General features: G+C 53.2%; 20 protein-coding genes. 14 read left to right on the plus strand and 6 right to left on the minus strand.

Features of this window, described 5'->3' with window-relative positions:
- Window positions 1-6: 6 nt before the first annotated feature.
- Window positions 7-1,122: an AI-2E family transporter gene (locus tag CODIS_RS11040; protein ID WP_069124871.1), complete on the minus strand. Its 1,116-nt coding sequence runs from the start codon at window positions 1,120-1,122 to the stop codon at window positions 7-9.
- A gap of 428 nt (window positions 1,123-1,550) precedes the next feature.
- On the opposite strand from CODIS_RS11040, the gene CODIS_RS11045 reads away from it, so the two are divergent.
- On the plus strand, window positions 1,551-4,148 hold the full coding sequence (locus tag CODIS_RS11045) for an EAL domain-containing protein (RefSeq protein ID WP_083220694.1): 2,598 nt from the start codon (window positions 1,551-1,553) through the stop codon (window positions 4,146-4,148).
- A gap of 447 nt (window positions 4,149-4,595) precedes the next feature.
- Window positions 4,596-4,952: a hypothetical protein gene (locus tag CODIS_RS20475; protein ID WP_083220700.1), complete on the plus strand. Its 357-nt coding sequence runs from the start codon at window positions 4,596-4,598 to the stop codon at window positions 4,950-4,952.
- Between the two features lie 12 nt (window positions 4,953-4,964).
- On the opposite strand, the gene CODIS_RS11055 is transcribed toward CODIS_RS20475, so the two are convergent.
- A complete protein-coding gene (locus CODIS_RS11055) occupies window positions 4,965-5,162 on the minus strand; it encodes a hypothetical protein (RefSeq protein WP_069124874.1) in 198 nt (65 codons plus the stop codon).
- Between the two features lie 133 nt (window positions 5,163-5,295).
- On the opposite strand from CODIS_RS11055, the gene CODIS_RS11060 reads away from it, so the two are divergent.
- The 12 genes from CODIS_RS11060 to CODIS_RS11115 all read left to right on the plus strand — a co-directional run bounded on the left by CODIS_RS11060 (window position 5,296) and on the right by CODIS_RS11115 (window position 14,285).
- Window positions 5,296-5,961 carry a DUF1826 domain-containing protein gene (locus tag CODIS_RS11060; protein ID WP_069124875.1) on the plus strand — a complete coding sequence of 222 codons (666 nt, stop codon included), beginning with the start codon at window positions 5,296-5,298 and terminating at the stop codon, window positions 5,959-5,961.
- 3 nt (window positions 5,962-5,964) lie between these two features.
- Window positions 5,965-6,600: a DUF1826 domain-containing protein gene (locus tag CODIS_RS11065; protein ID WP_069124876.1), complete on the plus strand. Its 636-nt coding sequence runs from the start codon at window positions 5,965-5,967 to the stop codon at window positions 6,598-6,600.
- 46 nt (window positions 6,601-6,646) lie between these two features.
- Window positions 6,647-7,873, plus strand: coding sequence for a zinc metallochaperone GTPase ZigA (zigA, locus tag CODIS_RS11070; protein ID WP_201259026.1), 1,227 nt, complete (start codon window positions 6,647-6,649; stop codon window positions 7,871-7,873).
- Between the two features lie 4 nt (window positions 7,874-7,877).
- Window positions 7,878-8,114, plus strand: coding sequence for a hypothetical protein (locus tag CODIS_RS11075; protein ID WP_083220695.1), 237 nt, complete (start codon window positions 7,878-7,880; stop codon window positions 8,112-8,114).
- Window positions 8,115-8,207: 93 nt separating this feature from the next.
- On the plus strand, window positions 8,208-8,666 hold the full coding sequence (gene dksA, locus CODIS_RS11080) for an RNA polymerase-binding protein DksA (RefSeq protein ID WP_083220701.1): 459 nt from the start codon (window positions 8,208-8,210) through the stop codon (window positions 8,664-8,666).
- A 46-nt stretch (window positions 8,667-8,712) separates the two neighbouring features.
- The gene (locus CODIS_RS11085; RefSeq protein ID WP_069124877.1) at window positions 8,713-9,321 is read left to right on the plus strand and encodes a DUF1007 family protein; all 609 of its coding nucleotides are present in this window, start codon (window positions 8,713-8,715) and stop codon (window positions 9,319-9,321) included.
- A gap of 8 nt (window positions 9,322-9,329) precedes the next feature.
- Entirely contained in the window at window positions 9,330-10,337 is a 1,008-nt protein-coding gene (locus tag CODIS_RS11090; RefSeq protein ID WP_069124878.1) for a nickel/cobalt transporter, read from the plus strand.
- Between the two features lie 129 nt (window positions 10,338-10,466).
- Window positions 10,467-11,204: a zinc ABC transporter ATP-binding protein AztA gene (aztA, locus tag CODIS_RS11095; RefSeq protein ID WP_069124879.1), complete on the plus strand. Its 738-nt coding sequence runs from the start codon at window positions 10,467-10,469 to the stop codon at window positions 11,202-11,204.
- Window positions 11,205-11,241: 37 nt separating this feature from the next.
- Window positions 11,242-12,108 (plus strand): metal ABC transporter permease, encoded by an 867-nt coding sequence (locus tag CODIS_RS11100; RefSeq protein ID WP_069124880.1) that lies wholly within the window; start codon window positions 11,242-11,244, stop codon window positions 12,106-12,108.
- A gap of 27 nt (window positions 12,109-12,135) precedes the next feature.
- Window positions 12,136-13,098 (plus strand): metal ABC transporter substrate-binding protein, encoded by a 963-nt coding sequence (locus tag CODIS_RS11105; RefSeq protein WP_069124881.1) that lies wholly within the window; start codon window positions 12,136-12,138, stop codon window positions 13,096-13,098.
- Window positions 13,099-13,131: 33 nt separating this feature from the next.
- Window positions 13,132-13,587 carry a Fur family transcriptional regulator gene (locus tag CODIS_RS11110; protein ID WP_069124882.1) on the plus strand — a complete coding sequence of 152 codons (456 nt, stop codon included), beginning with the start codon at window positions 13,132-13,134 and terminating at the stop codon, window positions 13,585-13,587.
- 59 nt (window positions 13,588-13,646) lie between these two features.
- On the plus strand, window positions 13,647-14,285 hold the full coding sequence (locus tag CODIS_RS11115; RefSeq protein WP_083220698.1) for a DUF2796 domain-containing protein: 639 nt from the start codon (window positions 13,647-13,649) through the stop codon (window positions 14,283-14,285).
- 278 nt (window positions 14,286-14,563) lie between these two features.
- Here the strand turns inward: CODIS_RS11115 and CODIS_RS11120 are convergent, their stop codons facing one another.
- From CODIS_RS11120 to CODIS_RS20480, 4 genes are all read right to left on the minus strand, one after another.
- Window positions 14,564-15,823 (minus strand): hypothetical protein, encoded by a 1,260-nt coding sequence (locus tag CODIS_RS11120; RefSeq protein WP_069124883.1) that lies wholly within the window; start codon window positions 15,821-15,823, stop codon window positions 14,564-14,566.
- 13 nt (window positions 15,824-15,836) lie between these two features.
- Complete coding sequence (locus CODIS_RS11125; protein ID WP_069124884.1) at window positions 15,837-17,036, minus strand: PilZ domain-containing protein; 1,200 nt, start codon at window positions 17,034-17,036, stop codon at window positions 15,837-15,839.
- Between the two features lie 410 nt (window positions 17,037-17,446).
- On the minus strand, window positions 17,447-18,310 hold the full coding sequence (locus CODIS_RS11130; protein ID WP_069124885.1) for an NHL repeat-containing protein: 864 nt from the start codon (window positions 18,308-18,310) through the stop codon (window positions 17,447-17,449).
- Between the two features lie 311 nt (window positions 18,311-18,621).
- Window positions 18,622-19,074, minus strand: a complete 453-nt coding sequence (locus CODIS_RS20480; RefSeq protein ID WP_083220699.1) for a CDGSH iron-sulfur domain-containing protein — start codon at window positions 19,072-19,074, stop codon at window positions 18,622-18,624.
- Window positions 19,075-19,345: the final 271 nt, after the last annotated feature.

The raw sequence follows: 19,345 nt of genomic DNA on the forward strand, positions 1-19,345 counted from the left end.
GATGATTCAACAATTCTCCCGATCGAGCGTGTCGCCATGGATCTGTTCGTAGACATCGAAAATAGCGATGGCCATGGCGGCGATGACAGGGCCGAACAACATGCCTATGATGCCGAACTGGATCAGACCGGCCAGTGTCGACAAAACTGTCAGTAATGTGTGATCCAGCGCACCGAGATTACCGCCATCAGGCAGGCCTTTGGAGATCTTCTGAATCATCACCGGACGCAGGACATTGTCGATTACAAACCCCATTATCACCATGCCCCAAACGACTACCAGGATCGCCTGCCAGACCTCTCCCTGAAGATAGAGGTAGACAGCCACCGGTATCCAGATCAATGCGGATCCCACCACCGGGATAAAGGAAGTAACCGCAATGCCAATGCCGAGAAACAGTGCAGGCAATCCAAGGAAACTCATCAGAATGCCGAAACTCACACCCTGTAACAGTGCCACGATCACAACACTGATGGTCAACACGGTTGCCAGGCTGCTGAAACGTACCATCAACAACTCATCGTAGCGATTCGGTAGTGGTGAAAGCACTTTGATTTGACGTGCGATATCATCGCCGTCCCGGTAGAAGAAAAACAGAGCGAAAACCGATAGAAACACGAAGGTGAGAAAGCCGGCTGTATTGCTGAATATGCTCCGCAGCAGAAACACTACCGTGTTTTTCGCAACCGTTATCAGCTTAGTGAGATTTGCATCCAGTTGTGCAATGAGTGCACTCTGATCACCTAAATCGAACGGAAGTTTCTTGGCTGTTTCGGTATAGATCTTTTTCAGACTCTCCGAATCCTGTGCATCCACCCAGCCCTGAACCGATCCGTATAGCTCGCCGGTGCGCAAAGAAATTTCAACCAGCAGGTAAGTGATGGGCGCAATTACGGTGAAAAAAATCAGAATGCTCATTACAGTGGAAGCTACCGTATCGCTGAGTTTCCATCGATGTTGAAGTTTCAGAAACAACTGATAGGTGGCGGTGGCTACGATGAGGGAAAAGAATAACGCAGCCAGAAATGGCAGAAAAAGCCAGATCAGTCCAACGATCGCGAGAATTATCAGAGTAATGAGAAAACCGTCTTGGTAAGGAGGAGTATTGGATTGATTGCTCATTTCTGTAACACGACGCCAAATGGTTGCTGCTGAAAATAGCTCTACTTTAACCTACAAATCGGGATATTTGCCAAGGTTGAATAGTAGAAAGATCGCGAGCATGCCTTGCTCAAACAGCTTTGTTACCCAGATAGTAGATTGATTACCTGTGATGCCGGAAATCGATCTTGACTATGTTGAGCAATCGCAATGATCAGGTCTCTGATTAAGACGCATCGATGAGAATTTTCTTCCTATCAACGCTATTGTCACCACGCTGTTTACCCTGTGCATTGAGGATCTACCTTCGAGAAATGATCCTGTTTCTCAGTACAAATGGGTATAGGGTGAGGCTGCGCTAAAGAAATAGTGGCATTTTCCGATATCAGTACAATTGATATGGGTTTTGGGATTGTTTGTATCTAACTGTTATTTAAGGAAAAATAGTTTTGCCAAGAGTATTGCTGGTCGAACTTTCTGCCACGATTCGGCACATTGAAAAAAATCTCCTGATCAAAGCGGGTTATGAGGTTGAGGCCGATCTCGACTTCAATTCTGCGCTTAGGCGCTTTGTACCGGGTTCTTATGATGGAGGAACCTTCGAAGCGGTAGTTTTGGGATGGCCCGGTGATGCCGTTCACGGAGCAGACGAACTGTATACGTTGCTGGAGAAAAACACCTATACATCCCTGCCACTGGTTACACTTGCCCATGAATCGGATGCCGATCTCATCAGGAGGGTGGAGAGAAGAGACAATTCTGCTTTTCTACTCTGGGAGGATTATCAGAAGAGCACGGAACTCATCGCAAAACTGCTTATCGATGCGAATCAGCGAAAACGCACAGAGGCAACCGCGAATTCAATTGTTCAACCAATTCGAGTACTGTTTGTGGATGACTCACGCACGGTGCGCGTGAAGTATCAACGGCTGCTGATGGCCAATGGCTATGAGGCCGAGACAGCCGCCACAGTAGGGGAGGGTTACGAGAAGGCACTGGATTCCCGGTTCGATATCGCAATCATTGACTACTTTATGCCGGACGCCACAGGTGATGTACTTTGTCAGCGACTGCGTGACAACGCAACGACTACCGGAATCACCACAGCGATCATAACCGGTACCTATCTTGATAAGGCAATCAAACAATCACTCGAAGCGGGTGCGGTTGAATGCATGTTCAAGAATGAAAGCGATGATCTGTTTCTGACCCGAATAGATGCCATGAGCAGGCATATTCGGGCCCATAAATCGATCGAAAAAGAGCGCGAACGCCTTGGTGGTATCCTCAGATCGGTTGGCGAGGGGGTTTACGGGGTGAATTCCGAAGGTTATATCTCGTTCGTCAATCCGGCTTGCAGGCGAATTCTGGGATATGCGCCTGATGAGCGATTGATCGGAAAGTCGGCACTTGAGCTTTTTCATTACACCGATGAAGAGGGTAATCCGATCGATGAAACGAAATGTTTTTTACAACATACTTATGCAGATGGTACACCTCTCAACGCGCGGGAAACCCTGTTTTGGCATAAGTCAGGTGATTCGATACCGGTGGAGTGCACGGTTTATCCCCTGACTATCAAGGGTAAACGCGAAGGTTCAGTAGTTGCGTTTCGGGATATCTCTGAACGAAAGCTGCTTGAAGAAGAACTGCGTTGGCAAGCGAGTCACGATGCGCTGACCAAACTATACAATCGGCGCTATTTCGAGGAACAGTTAACCCAAGAGGCTGGTCGGCTCAAGCGCAGTAAAGAGACCAGCGCTCTGCTATATATAGATCTCGACCGATTTAAATATATCAATGATACCGCGGGCCATGTGGCGGGTGATCGATTGCTGGTGGAAATCGCACAACAGTTAAAGCAGCGCCTTAGAAGCACCGATTTGCTAGCCCGGCTGGGCGGTGATGAATTTGCCGTCATATTACGTAATGTATGCAAGGAAAGTATCCACCAGGTGGCCGATGACTATCGTGAGATGCTTGATAGCCATATGTTCATCTATAACGGGAAACAGTATAAGGTGAACGGGTCAATCGGTATTGCTCTGATTGACAAGGATTCCGAATCAGCCAGTGAAATACTCGCCAACGCGGATATTGCCTGCCATATAGCAAAAGGTGAAGGTCGTAACCGTACGCATCTTTTTATCCCTGAAAGTGATAGCAAAAAAGCGATGGATCTGGATCTTGGCTGGTCATCGCGTCTGCACAATGCCTTGGTGCAGGACCATCTTGTGCTTCACTATCAGCCGATTATCCCGGTCGAGTTTATTTCTCCGGAATTGATGCTGGAGACCGAGGGGCCAATTTACCAACGGCTTCTATCGATTGTGCCTCAGGAACAACAGATCAGTGAGCTGTTGTTGCGACTTGATGACCCCATGTGGGGAATTGTCTTTCCCGGTGCATTCCTGCCCACGGCGGAACGCTTTAATATGATGGACAAAATAGACTATTGGGTTGTCAACGCAGCTGTAAAGAAACTGGCATTGCTGCAGCAGACAGGCTATACGGGAATGTTTACCATCAATCTGTCGGGTCAAACAATCACCAATAAGCAATTGATCGAGGAAATCGAAACACTCGTCGTCAATTCTTCGGTCGACTCTGGTAAAGTGATATTTGAAATCACCGAGACCTCGGCTGTATCCAATCTGGTGTCAGCCAATGAACTGATTACACGCTTGAGTGCCCTTGGTTGTCGCTTTGCATTGGACGACTTCGGCAGTGGATTCTCGTCGTTTTCGCATTTGAAAAATCTACCGGTGGACTTTATCAAGATAGACGGCCTGTTTGTCAGGGGCGTGGCGACCGATCCCAGCGATCGTGCGATTGTCCACTCCATCAACGATATTGCGCACTCCCTGGGTAAAAAAACCATTGCTGAATATGTGGAGGACGCGGCAATTTTAAGGTTCTTGTATGAGTCGGGGATCGACTATGTACAAGGGCACTTTCTCTCACCACCGATGGATATATCGCATTTCGTGCCACAGGCCGTTCAACACATTCCCGGAAATAAAAAGCAGTTAATTGGCAAGAAGTGATTGCCGGACACTTGCCAAAATCTCAACATTCAGGTGTAGAAATCCGGACTAGATCTAACACCATTTTTAAAATTTAATCATAAGTCATCTGGCAATGGAGAGAGAGGAAGACCTACTTCTCCAAAACAGACCTACATCAAAGCCTGTTGTACCGATAGAAATCGGCCAAGAAGTCGAAGTTCGAGACACCCTTGCTGACAGGCTACTATCACCTTCAAGCGGAAGTTCACTGCCAAGGGGCCAACTTTGGAGTGACTAGCAAAACTGACGCCCTGTATCTATCGGCAAGTAAGGTCGGGTAGATTGCGCGACTACACTGCGTGACAGGTGGCCTCTTCTTTGTGCCAGTCACTGTAATTGGTGGCATGAGTTACATGGGAAATTCCGTAAAAATTGCTTAAGAGAGCTATATTCATATTGAATAGTGAAAAGCAGAAGGAGCGGATCATGACTATCGAAAAATGTGAAACACATGAAAACCACGATCATGAGCACGGTGAACACTGCGGTCACACCAAGATTAAACATGGCGACCACACCGACTACCTGCATGATGGTCACATGCACCACAAACATGGCGACCACTATGATGAACATCGCCTTGAAGTCAATGAAAAAAATCCAGACCAATGCCAGCCTGTCAAACATGAAGACACTCACGTCCACGGACCTGGCTGTGGACATGAGGCTGTTCCACACAGCGACCACACCGACTACATCGTCAATGGTCGGCTCCATCACCCCCACGGTGACCACTGCGACGACCACGGCCCGGTCGAGACGGAGGAGAATCCGAAGAAATAAGTAATGACGGAATCATTGCACCGGGATATCTCGGTGACCTGCGGCCTTAAGCCTTTTTTCGAGGGTCTCAATCTTCCGCTCGTTTTCGGCCTTCATCTGCTCGAACACGCGACTAACTTTGGTCATTTCCACGCTGTCGGCGGAGGTGGCCGTCGCTGGGATAGCCAGTTTTGCCACAATTGCGGCGCTAAGTAGTTTTCTACTCAACATCAGTGATGTACTCCAGCACTTGGGGTGAGATTTCACCTCAGAAAATGCTTGGTGCATGATGGAGGCTTGTGTTCTTAATGTTATGTTATAATATAACATTCATGTTTATTAGGAGCGAACGAGCATCTGTAATATGTACCAGATCCTGACTCCCCAAGAATCCGCGACTTCTACACCCGGTGCGACATCCCATATAATCGGTGATAGCCCCGATGTACTGCACCAAATCCTCGACCCCGGCGTGAACCTCAGCCTGTGGCAACGCCTACCCCAAACGGCGATAACTCGAGAGCTATCAATCCTCCAAGCATCACACCTGCCGGACGTACGTTGTCCGGCGTCGCTGGATTCGTTCGACGATGACGTCAGCGCGCTGTTGCGGCAGCAGGGCCTTGATCCATTGGTTTTCACTAACTGGCGCAAGGACTTACGCCGGCTGGCGGATCTCTATTTCAGCCTCAGCGATGATCGAGATGTGACATTACGCCTGGTGACTACTGATGATGATGAATGTCGTCGATTCCATGTTGATCGCACAAACTTGCGGTTGCTCTGTACCTATCGAGGACCTGGAACAGAATGGTTGACCAACGATCAAGTTGATCGATTGGCGCAAGCTACGGGAGCGCCTAATGAGGATATCATTCGCTTCGGTATCCCTTCTCAGTTCGAGCCGTTTTGGGTGGGGATTCTGAAGGGCGACGCTTTCCCCGACAACGCCAGCCACGGTCTGGTGCACCGTTCACCGCCGATCAAGGGTTCAGGCCAGACCCGCGTGCTGTTTTGTCTGGATTGCTGAGCCATGGCCGAAGCTAAGCTCCTGTCCGACCTAACCCCTGAGGCGCCGACCTGGCGGCGTGTCCCCGAACTCGCCGATCTGGCCGAGATCTTCGATCCCAGTCTCCAGGTCTGTAGCTGGCAACGGGAGATCGATCCCGCCATCGGGACCTACCTGTCAGGACTTCATCAAGCTGGGGAATTACAGGTCATCGAAACCTTGTCGCCATCCGCTCGACCGAGGCTCGAGTCTCTGCCAGCCGGATATGGAAGGACGTCGCTCATGGATGATTTGGCATTGCTGAGCGAGGTTGTCTGTGAACTTCTGGGCTCTTCTGAAGCCGGTCTGCGTCTCGCGCGCGTGGGATACGCCATGTGCCCTGGCTGGCACCTCGACCGGGTCGGTATCCGACTCGTCTGTACCTACCAGGGACCCGGCACAGAATGGCTGGATGACCAGACTGTAGAACGTCAAGACCTTCATGCTAGCCGGACGAAAGAAGACGCCGTCATTCAGGCCCTCCCGGGGGAGCTGGTACTGCTCAAGGGTGCCCACTGGCAGGGCAATGACGGCTTCGGCGCCGTGCACCGCTCACCGGAGCTCGCCCCCGGCGCCGGCTTGCGAACAGTGGTTACGTTAGATCCCCTGTGGCGCGAGTGAGTCAGCCGTATCGCAGCTAGCATCGATTGCGTAAAGGAGAGTTGAAATGCCTTCTGCACCTGACATTGACCGTAAACTACCGGTCACCGTGCTTTCCGGCTTCCTGGGTGCCGGAAAGACCACGCTGCTCAACCATATCCTTAACAACCGCGAAGGACGGCGCGTCGCCGTCATCGTCAACGATATGTCTGAGGTCAACATCGATGCCACCCTCGTGGACAAAGAGGTCCAGCTAAATCGCGCCGAGGAAAAGCTGGTCGAGATGAGCAACGGTTGTATCTGCTGCACCCTGCGCGAGGATCTGCTGGTCGAAGTCAGCCGCCTGGCAAAGGCGGGCCGATTCGATTACCTGGTGATCGAATCCACCGGCATCTCCGAGCCGTTGCCAGTGGCAGAGACCTTCACCTTCCGTGATGAGGAGGAGACCAGCCTGTCAGACCTGGCCAATCTCGATACCATGGTAACGGTTGTGGATGCGGTGAATTTTAGCGTCGACCTCGACGAGGCAGACAGTCTGCAAGCCCGCGGTGAGTCACTCGGTGAGGATGATGAGCGTACAGTGTCCGACCTTTTGATCGATCAGGTCGAGTTCGCGGACGTTATTGTCATCAATAAGATCGACCTGATCACGGCTGCCGAACGTGAGCGGCTGGAGAATGCATTGCGCCAGCTCAGCCGGCATGCCGAGATCCTCAATGCCAATTTTGGCAAAGTACCGCTGGATCGTCTCATCGGTACCGGACGCTTCGACTTCGCGCGTGCAGTGCAGTCACCAGGGTGGCTTGCTGAGATCCGTGGCGAGCATACGCCGGAGACGGAAGAGTACGGTATCGGCAGCTTCGTCTATCGAGCGCGCCGCCCATTTCATCCGGCCCGTTTTGCCGAAGCACTGAAGAGCGATTGGCCGGGAAATGTCCTGCGCTCGAAGGGTTTTTTCTGGCTTGCCTCGAGGCCCGATGCGGCGGGCAAATGGTCACAGGCCGGAGGCATTGTGCGCCATGGCCCTGCAGGCATGTGGTGGGCTGCCGTACCGTGTGAGCATTGGCCAGAGGACCCAGAATACCGCGCCCGCATCGAAGCGCTACTTGACGGAAAGTACGGTGACCGGCGCCAGGAGATCGTCTTCATCGGCCAACACCTCGAACCGATGGAAACCCGCATGATCCTCGATCGCTGTCTTCTCACGTCTGCCGAGATGGATGCCGGCCCCGAGGGCTGGAAGACACTCGACGATCCCTTCCCAACGTGGTTTGCCGAGCCAGACGAGGGCTGACCCTATGGTCGAAGACACTGCACGATACGCCGACGAAATGTTCCCGAGCGACTACGCGAGCTGGCGCTATTGCATTGAGGACAAATGCGGTCTGGCCTTGACGCCCGAGTTTGTGCAGGCACGTATTGCCGTTCTCGGTGATCCCCACCACGAGGAATCAAGACGTTTCGCGAGCGTGTATGGCGAGCCATGGCGTGAGCAGGTGCTGGTGTGGTTCCAGCGCGCCGCCGCCGAGGCATGATGACGGGCTTAACCATGCGTCGCCGCGATCCGGCTGCAGTGGTCCCGGCCGCTATGTCCTCAGTATCCAACACAACGACACAGTGATATGGCCATGAAAGACAACGAATTAGAGCGACACGTGCAGCCACTTGGCTCCTCCGACAGTGAACCACCCATCGACGACGACTACATGGAGCCGCGCCAGTTGGCCTATTTCAGACAGAAGCTCCTGGACTGGCGATCAGCGTTACTCGACGAGGTTGACACGACCCTCGCGGAGCTGCGTCACGATTGCCACCATGAGGTCGGCGATGAAGCGGACCGAGCCACCCGCGAAGCTGCCCAGACGTTGGAGTTGCGCACGCGAGACCGCTACCGCAAGCTCCTGGGCAAAATCAACGCTGCCCTCGACCGTATCGACGACGGTACCTACGGTTGGTGCGAAGACACCGGCGAACCAATCGGCTTGGCTCGGCTTGAGGCACGCCCCGTCACGACGCTCTGTGTGGAAGCTCAGGAGCGACGCGAGCTGCGCGAGCGGCTGACGGGCAAGGATCACGACAGAAACTGAGCTAGGTCTCTTAACGATGGGTCTACAGCATTACTACAGATGCGGCATGGCAGGATTAATGCTGGGGATGTTACTCGGCAGCTCCTCGCTACAGGCCCATCCTCACCATTGGATCGATGTGTTCGCCGAGTGGCAGTTCGATACAAAGGGATTGATCAGCGGCGTGAAACTGCGCTGGTTATTCGATGATTACTACTCGGTTCTGCTGGTTGACGACGCCGTAACTACAGGAGAGGAATTACAGGCGATCCTGAATAAGATACTAAGCAATACTGCTAAGCATCATTACTTTCTTCAGATCGAGCACGAAGGCGGAGAAGCCAGTTTAGGCACCCACGAACAAGCCACCATCGGTGTGCAGAACCATCGAATCGAGATCGAGTTCCTGCTGCCAATAACAGTGCCGCTCGACCCGAGGCACAGCGATATCGTCTATCAGATCGCGGAGCCGACCTACTATTTCGAGATGCTGCACGCCGAGGAGAGCCCAGTCATCGTACTCAAAGACGCGCCCCCTTCGTGTCGATACCGCCTTGAACCGCCAAAACCGGATGCGGCCCTGGTCGCCTACGCGGCCTCGCTCGGTGTAAATGAGAGCGGCGGGGATGGTCTCGGCATTCAGTTTGCTGAAACGGTGACCATTCGATGCGAGTAAGCTGTTTTATGTTCATTGTTCTCGCGTGGATGGGAGCCATTGCTTTCTCGGCCGAATCGCATGCGACAACTTTATTACCAGGTGAGCGGGCCACCACCGAGCAGTCCAGGGATGGTAACCACGCCAGCACAGAACGGGCTGTTGGCATATGGGAACTGGCCGCGGCCTGGGTCTGGGCAAAACAGCGCGAGTTTCACCGTGCGCTTACGCGTGAGTTAAGAGAGCTGCGCGGCAAGGAAGGCGTCGGCTGGGCTTTGGTGCTGATGAGCTTTCTTTACGGTGTCTTGCATGCCGCAGGGCCTGGGCATGGCAAGGCGGTGTTGACGGCCTACCTGTTGACCCACCAAAGCCGCCTGAATCGCGGTATCGCCATGGGCACCGCTGCTGCGCTCCTGCAGGGCGTGACGGCGCTGGTGCTGGTGTACGGTCTGGTCGGTTTGGCCGGTTGGCTACCGCGGGAGACAGAAACGGCATCACTGTGGGCCGCGCGAGTCAGTTTCATTCTGCTTGCCACGGTCGGACTCTACTTACTGGTAGGCGCTGCACGGACTTTGTTTGGCACTGTGCGCCGATTGCGGTACGAAGCCGGCCATGTCCACCATGACCATGACGGTCATGTTCACGGTGAAAGTTGCGGCTGCCGGCACCTGCCCACTGCTGTCGAGATCGATACCGTCGGCAGTCGGCATGCGACGGCTGGTGTGGTTTTGGCCATCGGGCTGCGCCCGTGCAGTGGTGCAGTGTTGGTGCTGATTCTTGCTACCGTGATGGATCTAATGTGGCATGGCGCGTTTGCCGTGATAGGCATGTCCGTAGGGACCGCGATCACCATTGTCAGTTTGGCCATTCTTGCGACCAAAGCGCGAGACTGGGCGAGTGCGGTGGTTGCTCACCGGTCACCGTTGTGGTCGTTGGCGGCCGGTGGTGTGGGTGCGCTTGGCGGTGCCCTGCTGTTACTTTTGGCACTGTGGCTGCTGAACACCTCGTTTGTGATGAAACCGGCAATGGGTTTGTAAGAGGACTATCCTGATGAAGCTACCATTCTCCCCCTTTCGAGCCGGTATCGGCGCGCGCCTCACGCTTGCCGGCGTCGCCACCGGTCTGTTGTGGTTTGCGGTCGCCTGGGCTCTGCTATGAGTGCCCCAATGGACGGTACGATTTTGCATTTCGATAACCTGACCCTCGGATACGACCGCCATCCCGCAGTCCATCATCTCGATTACGTCATTCGCGCCGGTGCCCTAGTCGCCGTAGTAGGACCGAACGGTGCCGGAAAGTCGACTCTTCTCAAAGGGGTCGTCGGCAGCCTCGCGCCTCTCGAAGGTAAGATCAGGTTGGCAGGGATTAAAGCCTCGGAAATCGCGTACCTACCTCAACAGGCCGATATCGATCGAAGCTTTCCGATCTCGGTTTTCGACATGGCAGCCATGGGATTGTGGCAAAAGTCGGGGGCTTTTCGTCGATTCGGGCGGGACGGCGACAGGAGGGTTGGCGAAGCCTTGGATATCGTGGGGCTGGCTGGATTCGAAAAGCGCCCTATCGGCACCCTCTCCGGTGGGCAAATGCAACGTTCCCTGTTCGCCCGCTTACTGCTTCAGGACGCGCGGCTGATTCTTCTGGATGAGCCGTTCACGGCCATCGATTCGGCGACGGTACGTGATCTTAAGAGACTCATTCGTCGCTGGCACGGGGAGCGGCGGACGGTGATCGCCGTCTTGCACGACCTGGATCAGGTTCGGGCAGATTTCCCGGAGACCCTTCTGCTGGCCCGCGAGCAGGTCGCCGCCGGTTCGACGGAGACCGTCCTTACTCAAGCGAATCTCGATCAAGCGCGCCGACTTACCGAGGCCTTCGACGAAGAGGCGGCCGTATGTGGGCGATGAACGCCAAGGCTATTTCCCTTCCGGTGGAGGGCGCGTGATGTACGATGCCATCTTCGCCCCCTTTGTCGAATTCAGCTTCATGCGCCGGGCTCTGGTCGGGTGCCTCGCCCTGTCACTGGGGGCGACACCCATCGGCGTGTTCCTGACCCTTCGCCGGATGAGCCTGACCGGGGATGCCATGGCCCATGCAATTCTTCCCGGTGCGGCGCTCGGATACCTCGTGGCAGGCCTGTCACTCGGCGCTATGACGCTTGGCGGGGTGATCGCAGGGGTGGCTGTGGCCATACTCTCCGGACTGGTGGCCCGAACCACCGTGGCACGGGAGGATTCCAGCCTCGCTGCCTTCTATCTGATTTCCCTCGCTGTCGGCGTCGTGATCGTCTCGATGCGCGGCAGCAATGTCGACCTGTTGCACATCCTGTTCGGCACGGTGCTCGCCCTGAACGATGAGGCCATATTTCTTATCTCCGGAATCGCCACGATCACCCTGTTTGGGCTTGCCGTGATTTACCGCCCCTTGGTGATCGAATGTTTCGACCCGGGCTTTCTCCGCTCGGTCAGTCCCCTCAGTCCGGTGGCCCATTATGGCTTTCTCGTCCTGGCGGTCCTCAATCTGGTGGGCGGCTTTCATGCCCTGGGGACCCTGATGGCGGTCGGAATCATGATCCTTCCCGCCGCAGCCGCCCGGTTTTGGACGCGTGACATCACCCACCTACTAATCATCGGTGTGCTTGGAGCCTTCCTGAGTGGGTTTGTCGGCCTGTTGCTGTCCTATCACGCCAGCTTGCCTTCCGGCCCGGCCATCATCCTGACGGCGGGGGCATTCTATCTGTTGTCGTTGGCCTTTGGTCCTGACGGCGTCATCATGACGCGCCTCAGGCCACGCCGTCATCTAGAAGCATAATCCCTATACCAAACTAGGAGTATTTCTGTGATATCCAGACGATCTGTCCTCTCTTCCATCTTCGCCTTCGGTTTGGTCTCGTTATTCGGGCCAGGGACCGCCCGGGCCGACTTTCTCATCAACGTTGTTGCCTCGTTCAGCATTTTGGGTGATATGGTTCAACAGGTGGGTGGTGACCGGGTTCATGTCACTACCTTGGTCGGCCCGGGCGGCGACGCGCACGTCTATCAGCCGACCCCGGCGGATGCTCGGTCAGTCGCCGAAACCAAGCTGTTAATCGTCAATGGATTGGGCTTCGAGGGCTGGATGGATCGCCTGACGGAGGCGTCCGGCTACAAGGGGCGGGTGGTGACGGCGACCGCCGGTATCGTGCCTCTCAAGATGGAGGAAGCCGAAAAGCAACACGAAGCAGAGCACGAGAAAGACACTGAAGAATACGGGCAAGCAGATCACGACTACGGCGGAATCGATCCCCATGCCTGGCAGAGTCTGGCCAATGCCCAGATCTATGTCCGCAATATCGCAGAGGGACTGGCTGCGGTTGACCCCGCAGGGGCTGAAACCTATCGCAGCAACGCGGCGCGCTACCTGAAGGAGATCGACGTGGTCGAGGCTCAGGTTCGCGAGGCGGTCGCTTCACTCCCGGTCGAACGGCGCAAGGTGGTCACATCCCACGACGCCTTCGGCTACTTCTCGGCAGCCTATGGTATCGAGTTCCATGCACCGGTTGGTGTCAGCACCGAAGTGGAGGCATCCGCGGGTGACGTCGCTAGGCTGATTCGTCAGATCAAGAAGGAAAAGATCTTGGCCGTCTTCGTCGAGAACATCTCCGATCGCCGCCTACTCGACCAGATCATCCGGGAAACCGGGGCGCGGATTGGCGTCACCCTCTATTCCGACGCCCTGTCGAAGGCCGACGGACCAGCCGGGTCTTACCTTGGCATGATGCGACACAATATCCGAGTGCTGGTCGCCGCCGTGCGTAAATAGCCGCCACGCGAGGTACGTGGCAAGGAGAAAACCGTGAATAATGAAACGCTTTCCCGTGTACTGGAGCAAGCTGACGCGCTGTGCCATGAGCGCGGCGTGCGGCTGACCGAACAACGAAAGAGCGTCCTTCAATTGCTGTGCGTATCGGACAAACCACTCAGTGCTTACGAACTATTGGAGCAGATGCGTGGCGTAGTCAAGAATCCTGCACCATCGACGGTCTACCGAGCACTAGATTTCCTGCTCGAGCAAGGTCTGGCGCACAAGCTCGAGAGCCTGCACGCCTATGTGGGCTGTGCACATCCGGACCATCCACACGCCAGCCAATTTCTGATTTGTGATGACTGCGGCGAGGTGGCTGAGGTCTTAGACCCCAGTGTGGCCAAGAGCCTGAAAGCGGCTGGCAAGGCGGTTGGGTTCCGTACCAAGCGGCCGGTCGTCGAACTTATGGGGACCTGTGCACAGTGCATCAAGAAGCGAGACGAATAGACCTGCACCCTATCCACTTCAAACCCTGTTTACCCAAAATGATAAGGAGATAATCCGTTATGTATCTGAAACACATCGCTTTGACTGCCTCTCTGATGACCCCTTTTGTGCTCGTCGCGCTCGGGGCATCCGCGGATGAGAAACACGAACACGACCATGATCAAGAACATCGCCAACACGATGCTCACGTACACGGCATTACTGCGCTGAACCTAGCACTCGAAGGCGAAGAGGTTCATATTGAACTCGACAGTCCGGCCGCAAACATCGTCGGCTTCGAACATGCACCTTCGTCGGAGGCAGACCATGCCGCGTTGGACGAGGCTGTGGCCGCACTGAAGAATGGTGATCAACTTTTCCGTTTTAACAACGAGGCTGGCTGCCGCATGGAAGAAGCGATAGTCACTTCCGCATTGCTTGAGGAAGAGCATGACGACTACCCTGACAAGCACTCGGACGATCACGACCATGAAGGGAAAGGCGAACATGGACATGAGGAGCACGAGGGCGAGGAAACTCACTCGGATATCGAAGTCACCTATCACTTCGAGTGTGAACTGCCCGCTAAACTGACGCAGCTGACCGTCGAACTGTTCGAGGTCTTCCCCGCCACGGAAGTGCTTAACGTTCAGTACGTCATCGAGAGCAAGCAGGGTGCGAGAGAGCTTACAGCGAAGGACCATGTCGTCAAGTTCTGAGGTGCTGGCTTGTTTAGGTTCGGGGTTTAAGCCAGTCACCCTGTGCCGCACCGCTTCTTCGTCGCTCTGCGATACCGCTCGCCTGAGCTTAAGGTTGAAAACCTGCTCCTAGGTCATCAGCAGACGTTATCGATGTCAACTCATGAGGTCTGAAAAGGTCGCGTAGCGGGCATTTAAGCAGAAATCTCTTTATGTCCGTTCTTTGCTGGGCGCGACACTGTCAGATGATATTGATACTGGGTTTTCTATCTGTCAGATCAAGTTTAGATTTCTACAATTTAGGTAACAGACTTTTCATTTGTCCCGCTTGTATCTCCAGTAGCGCCGGGTATCGGTGTTTCATTCCAAACGTCCTCAACCAGCCCGGTGATATCAACAACGTCTCCAATGGCAATCAGGTTATTGAAATCGGTTTTCAGGCGTTCACAGCGGCCAGGGGAAAGTTGTACCAGTCGATCGATCGCCTGTTCAATCTCTGCTTTCGGTGGTACATCAGGATGGTTGACGACTATCTTGATACAGCGAAAATCATGGCCCATAGCATGATGTACGAAATCAGTTCGTTGTGTTTCATCGCTAATTTCGAATTCGGCCAGGGATTTGATTTCAAATTCAGGTATGCTCCCGCGACGCTCTTTAGAGAGGTAGAGGATGATCTCAGCCGAACCCTGTTCGATCACTTCCTGCATAATCCGCTGTAAGCGGCCATTCATGGTCAAGACACTGAAATCGAATTCGCCGTCGGCAACCTCGAAGTAATTAACCAACGGTGAGGGGGAGGCAGTGATGCCGAGTCGGAAAGTCCAGTCGTTCTGGGATCTGCAATAGATGAAGACCGGCAGGGTCGAGCTGCTTTCGATAAAGATCGATGAGTAGAGGCGTGATGTGGCGGCACGCAGCGTATGCGAAGTCTCGAGTAGCAGGCCAGATTGGCGTTTTGCCAGGAATCCGGAAAATGCATTGGAAAACTGACGGCCTTTGTTGGCATTACTGATTTTGAGACGTAACAGCTGCTCCCCATTCGCCGGTCCACCTACGATCTCTGCCGGTACGTTGCGAAAGGTACCTTTGATACGTGCCAGGCTTGAGCTTCTCGCCTCCAGTTTTGGAAAGGTTATCGTTGCCTTGCGCTCACTGACTAAAGCGAGACTTGAATCTGCAATCTCGACGGACAACCCGTGGGCAGATACATCCCGGGTCTTGCCCAGATAGAGCCGTCCGGCGACACCGACCTCAACCTGCATCTGCCCCAGAAAGCGGTCTTCGCTTCGGTTTTCCTGGATGTAGTGAATGGGTACCATTTGAGGAGGTTCAAGGGATTGCTGGTCATCACCATAGATGATCGGTTCCTCATAGAGATTGCGGTCAAAGCTGTCGTCATGAGGCCAATTACGAACCTGGTCAGTCACGTCGATCATGGCACCTACGATCGATAGAGCTATGGCATCCATGAGTAGTTTGCGTACAAACTTGTCACTCTGATCGGGAAGCGGATCCAGTGCATCCTCAATTCGCATCTCCACGGGCCGGCGGGCCACCCGCGCGACGACCTTAAATATACGGAATCCCGGCTGATCCGAATATCGCGTCAGAAGTCGACACCATTGTTTGTAATTTTTTGCACTCAAGATCGGCTATGACTTGCGGTTCCGCATGCTCCGGGGAACGATAGACTGCTATCAGCGTGTCCGCCTTGCTGTCACGTAATGCCAGTCTGGTTAACAGCTTGATGCGCTTTGGTGTGACCAGAGGAGTGAAATCGTAATTACCCTGTGAGTTACCGAATACATTCAAGGATCGCTTGTTTACCTGATTGCCGAAGATGATGCGCAAAGGTGATTCTCCATCCTGGCATTCAAATATAAAGAACGGCAGTATGGATGTGGAACGCATGTAAAAGCGTTCCGCCAACAGGGCTTGCACAGTCAGCAGTGCATCTTCGGGATCAGTCTGTTCAGCTAATGCCGCCTTAGTTGAAGTTTTGATATGGTCTGAAATCACCGTCAGGCCATCCTTAGCTTCACTCTCAATACACTGTAATGCCAAAAGGGTATCGTTCAACAGGCGACGAATTCGCACAACACGATAATCGAGTTCAGGATGGTCAAGCTGACGCCCGACGGAGGGCATTACATCCACGCGCACCAGGTCGCTCTCCGAAATATCAATCGGCATTTTCACACGTAGTTGCAAACCGGATTGGGAGATATCACGGGTTTCAGCTTCATAGGTCTGCCCGTTCCAGATGACATCCATATTCAGGGAAATCTTAAACCTGTCATAGACCCGTTTTTCAAAATAGGAGAGGTCGATTGCGAGATTGTTGACGGCCCGATCCGAAACTAAAGCATTTGATGATAATAAGACAGGTATGATTTGGGACCCAGCTGTATCGCTGTCACGGTTTCCTGCGTTATTTACCTGTGCTGACTTCGTTACCTCGCCGGCAACTTGCCTGAGAATAGATTCATAGGTCTCTACGGTAAATACCCCGGCATTTTTCTTCAATCCATCGAGAAAGAGCTGGTGTCCCTCCGGGTCAAGCCACAGGGTTCGACCGCGATAGGAGAAGCGTTTGCAAGGATGCTTTACATGCGATCTGAGATCCAACGGGCGCAGGCACTCGCTGTCAAGGCGTTGGCGCTCAACCCGCTGAAGAAACTCATTTGAATCGTTCGGTACCTGCCTGGCGCTGATTGTCCTTTCTGATCGTATTCTTTTCGTTTGCATCAGATTGGTCGTTACTGTCATTTACTCATTCTTGGTTAACAGCTCGTATCGCCAATTAGGCTTTAATCTTTAACGGGTCTGATTGTCATGGGTGACGTTAACCCGTCGGGTTCGGGTAGGAAAGCCCGCTATTTCAGTGGGGCTTACAGGATTTGGGAGGGTTGATGAAACGACGAGGGCATAATGAAAATTCAAAATATATTTAAAAAAATCAAAAAGTAATAGTTCAGGTTTCAAATTGGAGCGCTGTTACATAAAACGTGAGAATCTAAACCGGCGGGCACCATTTTCAGATTTGTAAACAAGTGTTAATTGAAGTGGGCCAGTGGTGGTCGCCGCTCGGGATCGATGGTTTGTCAAATAATACTAAGATGTTGAATCTATAGGCGCATATATGGTCTGCAACAAGTGCTTGATCTCGTAAGGCGTAATCAGGGCGGCAACATCAAACGGTAACGGACGATGCGGTCGTTGCCGGAGTCCGACAGCCAAAGATCGGTTCCGCGCACTTCCACGCCTTCCGGAGTCCTGAACTTATCGGGGCCGTGGCCGGGCCTGCCGTCACCGAGTACCAGGCCAAGCTTTCCATCGTGTGTGATGATTTTGACCTGGTGGTTGTTCTTGTCCGCCGCGACCAGGCTGCCGTCATCGAGCAGATCCATGTACCGCACACCATTGAAGTCGTAGAATTCACGGGTCAGCTCACTTTTGACCTCAAGGTCTGCCGATAACAATAGTATACGGTCATTACCCGCGTCCGCCAGCCAGATATCTGAGCCATTGGCCGCAAGTTCGAGATCGTGCGGTGCTGAGAGGCCGCGACGTTCATTGACCATTACTCCGTTTTCGAATACGACCAGGTTGTTCGACCAGGCGCCGGCCACATAGATGCGACCATTAGGGTGGGCCAGGACGCCTTCAGGGCCCCGGATGCCTGTTGTCAGTTCACCGATCTGGCTGGCATTGGTGCCGCTCACCGAGTAAATGATCACACGATTGTTGTGGGTATCGGCGACATATGCCTGGCCCTTGAGATCGAAGTCGATGTCGTGAGTGCCGGATTGATGGTCTTCCCCAAATGCATCGATCAAGTCGAGTGATTCCGGGTCGAGGATGGCGATACGATCGTTACCCACGTCAGAGACGAACAGATAGCGACCATTCGGAGTCAATTTGAGGTCATGTGGGTTTGAGAGAATGGGTTTGCTGGCATGCACAAACCTTGCCGTGATCTCGGCGTGCAACGGCCAGGCCACCAAACTCGACAGCAATGCGGCAACGATATGAGATTGCATGTCAATGGCCTCACTTTCTGTGGAGTTAAGGTGCTTATCAAATAATAGGTGATTTTCTGGAAATCAGACCTAAAATGCGGTCTGTTAAATCGTTACAACTCCTCTTTTCTTATTCTGTAACTCTTCAAATGAGAGTTGTGCTGATCGCAGATTTGGCATCGGTCAATCGTTTTCCTGGTGTGATGCTGAACAAAAGGATTGTGTTCTATTTTTTGTGACTGGCTAAGTCGCTTTTCAATCTCACATACACATGTTAAATGGCAGCTCCATTCATGAAGCTGCCGTGTACTCGTACCTGTCAAGATTCATGACTAGTCTGTTTTAAACCCTATATTTTTATGTGTACCATCACAAAACGGTTTGTTCTTCGAAGCACCACAACGACATAAGGCCGCGTTGTTACCATACCAGGCGGTGCGGCCGCTACTGGCTTTAAAGGTGACATTTCCCGATAACAAGAGCGGACCATCTTTTAATGGGGTAATGTTTAATTTACCGCCGGTTTCCTTTAATGGCTCACCGGTTTCTCCCACCGCACCATAGTCTTTGAATTGTCCTTCATGACTATTATCACAAAATGGTTTGTTTTTTGATAAACCACAGCGGCATAATGCTGCTCGAAATTGAATGCCGGGCATATCGCTGGGTGATTGTTCGATTGCCAAATCACCTGTTAAAAAATAGGGGCCCTGGTAACTTACGGTTAAAGTGTTTTCAGATGTTGCAGTTTCAGTTATCCGGCCATCTTTGGTTCTGTAGACCAGTGCGCCACTAGCAGGCTGTTGATTTTTGGGTCCGAATTTACTGGATTAGATACAATAGAGAAATCAGTATTTTGCTGGGGATATAGAGCCAGTGCGCGGTACAGACAGTTTTCAAGAATCCCTTTTCACAACAGTTCATTTGGAATCGTTTGTTCCGCCTAATCACCCACTCCGCCCAATCCGAATACTGCTAGCAGGCTGTTGATTTTTACCCGTCGTCAGCCGTCAAATTCGTTTGGCGGTGTAATTACCGCTCAATCTAGCGATTGAT

Source organism: Candidatus Thiodiazotropha endolucinida, assembly GCF_001715975.1.
In the GTDB taxonomy this organism is placed as follows: domain Bacteria; phylum Pseudomonadota; class Gammaproteobacteria; order Chromatiales; family Chromatiaceae; genus Thiodiazotropha; species Thiodiazotropha endolucinida.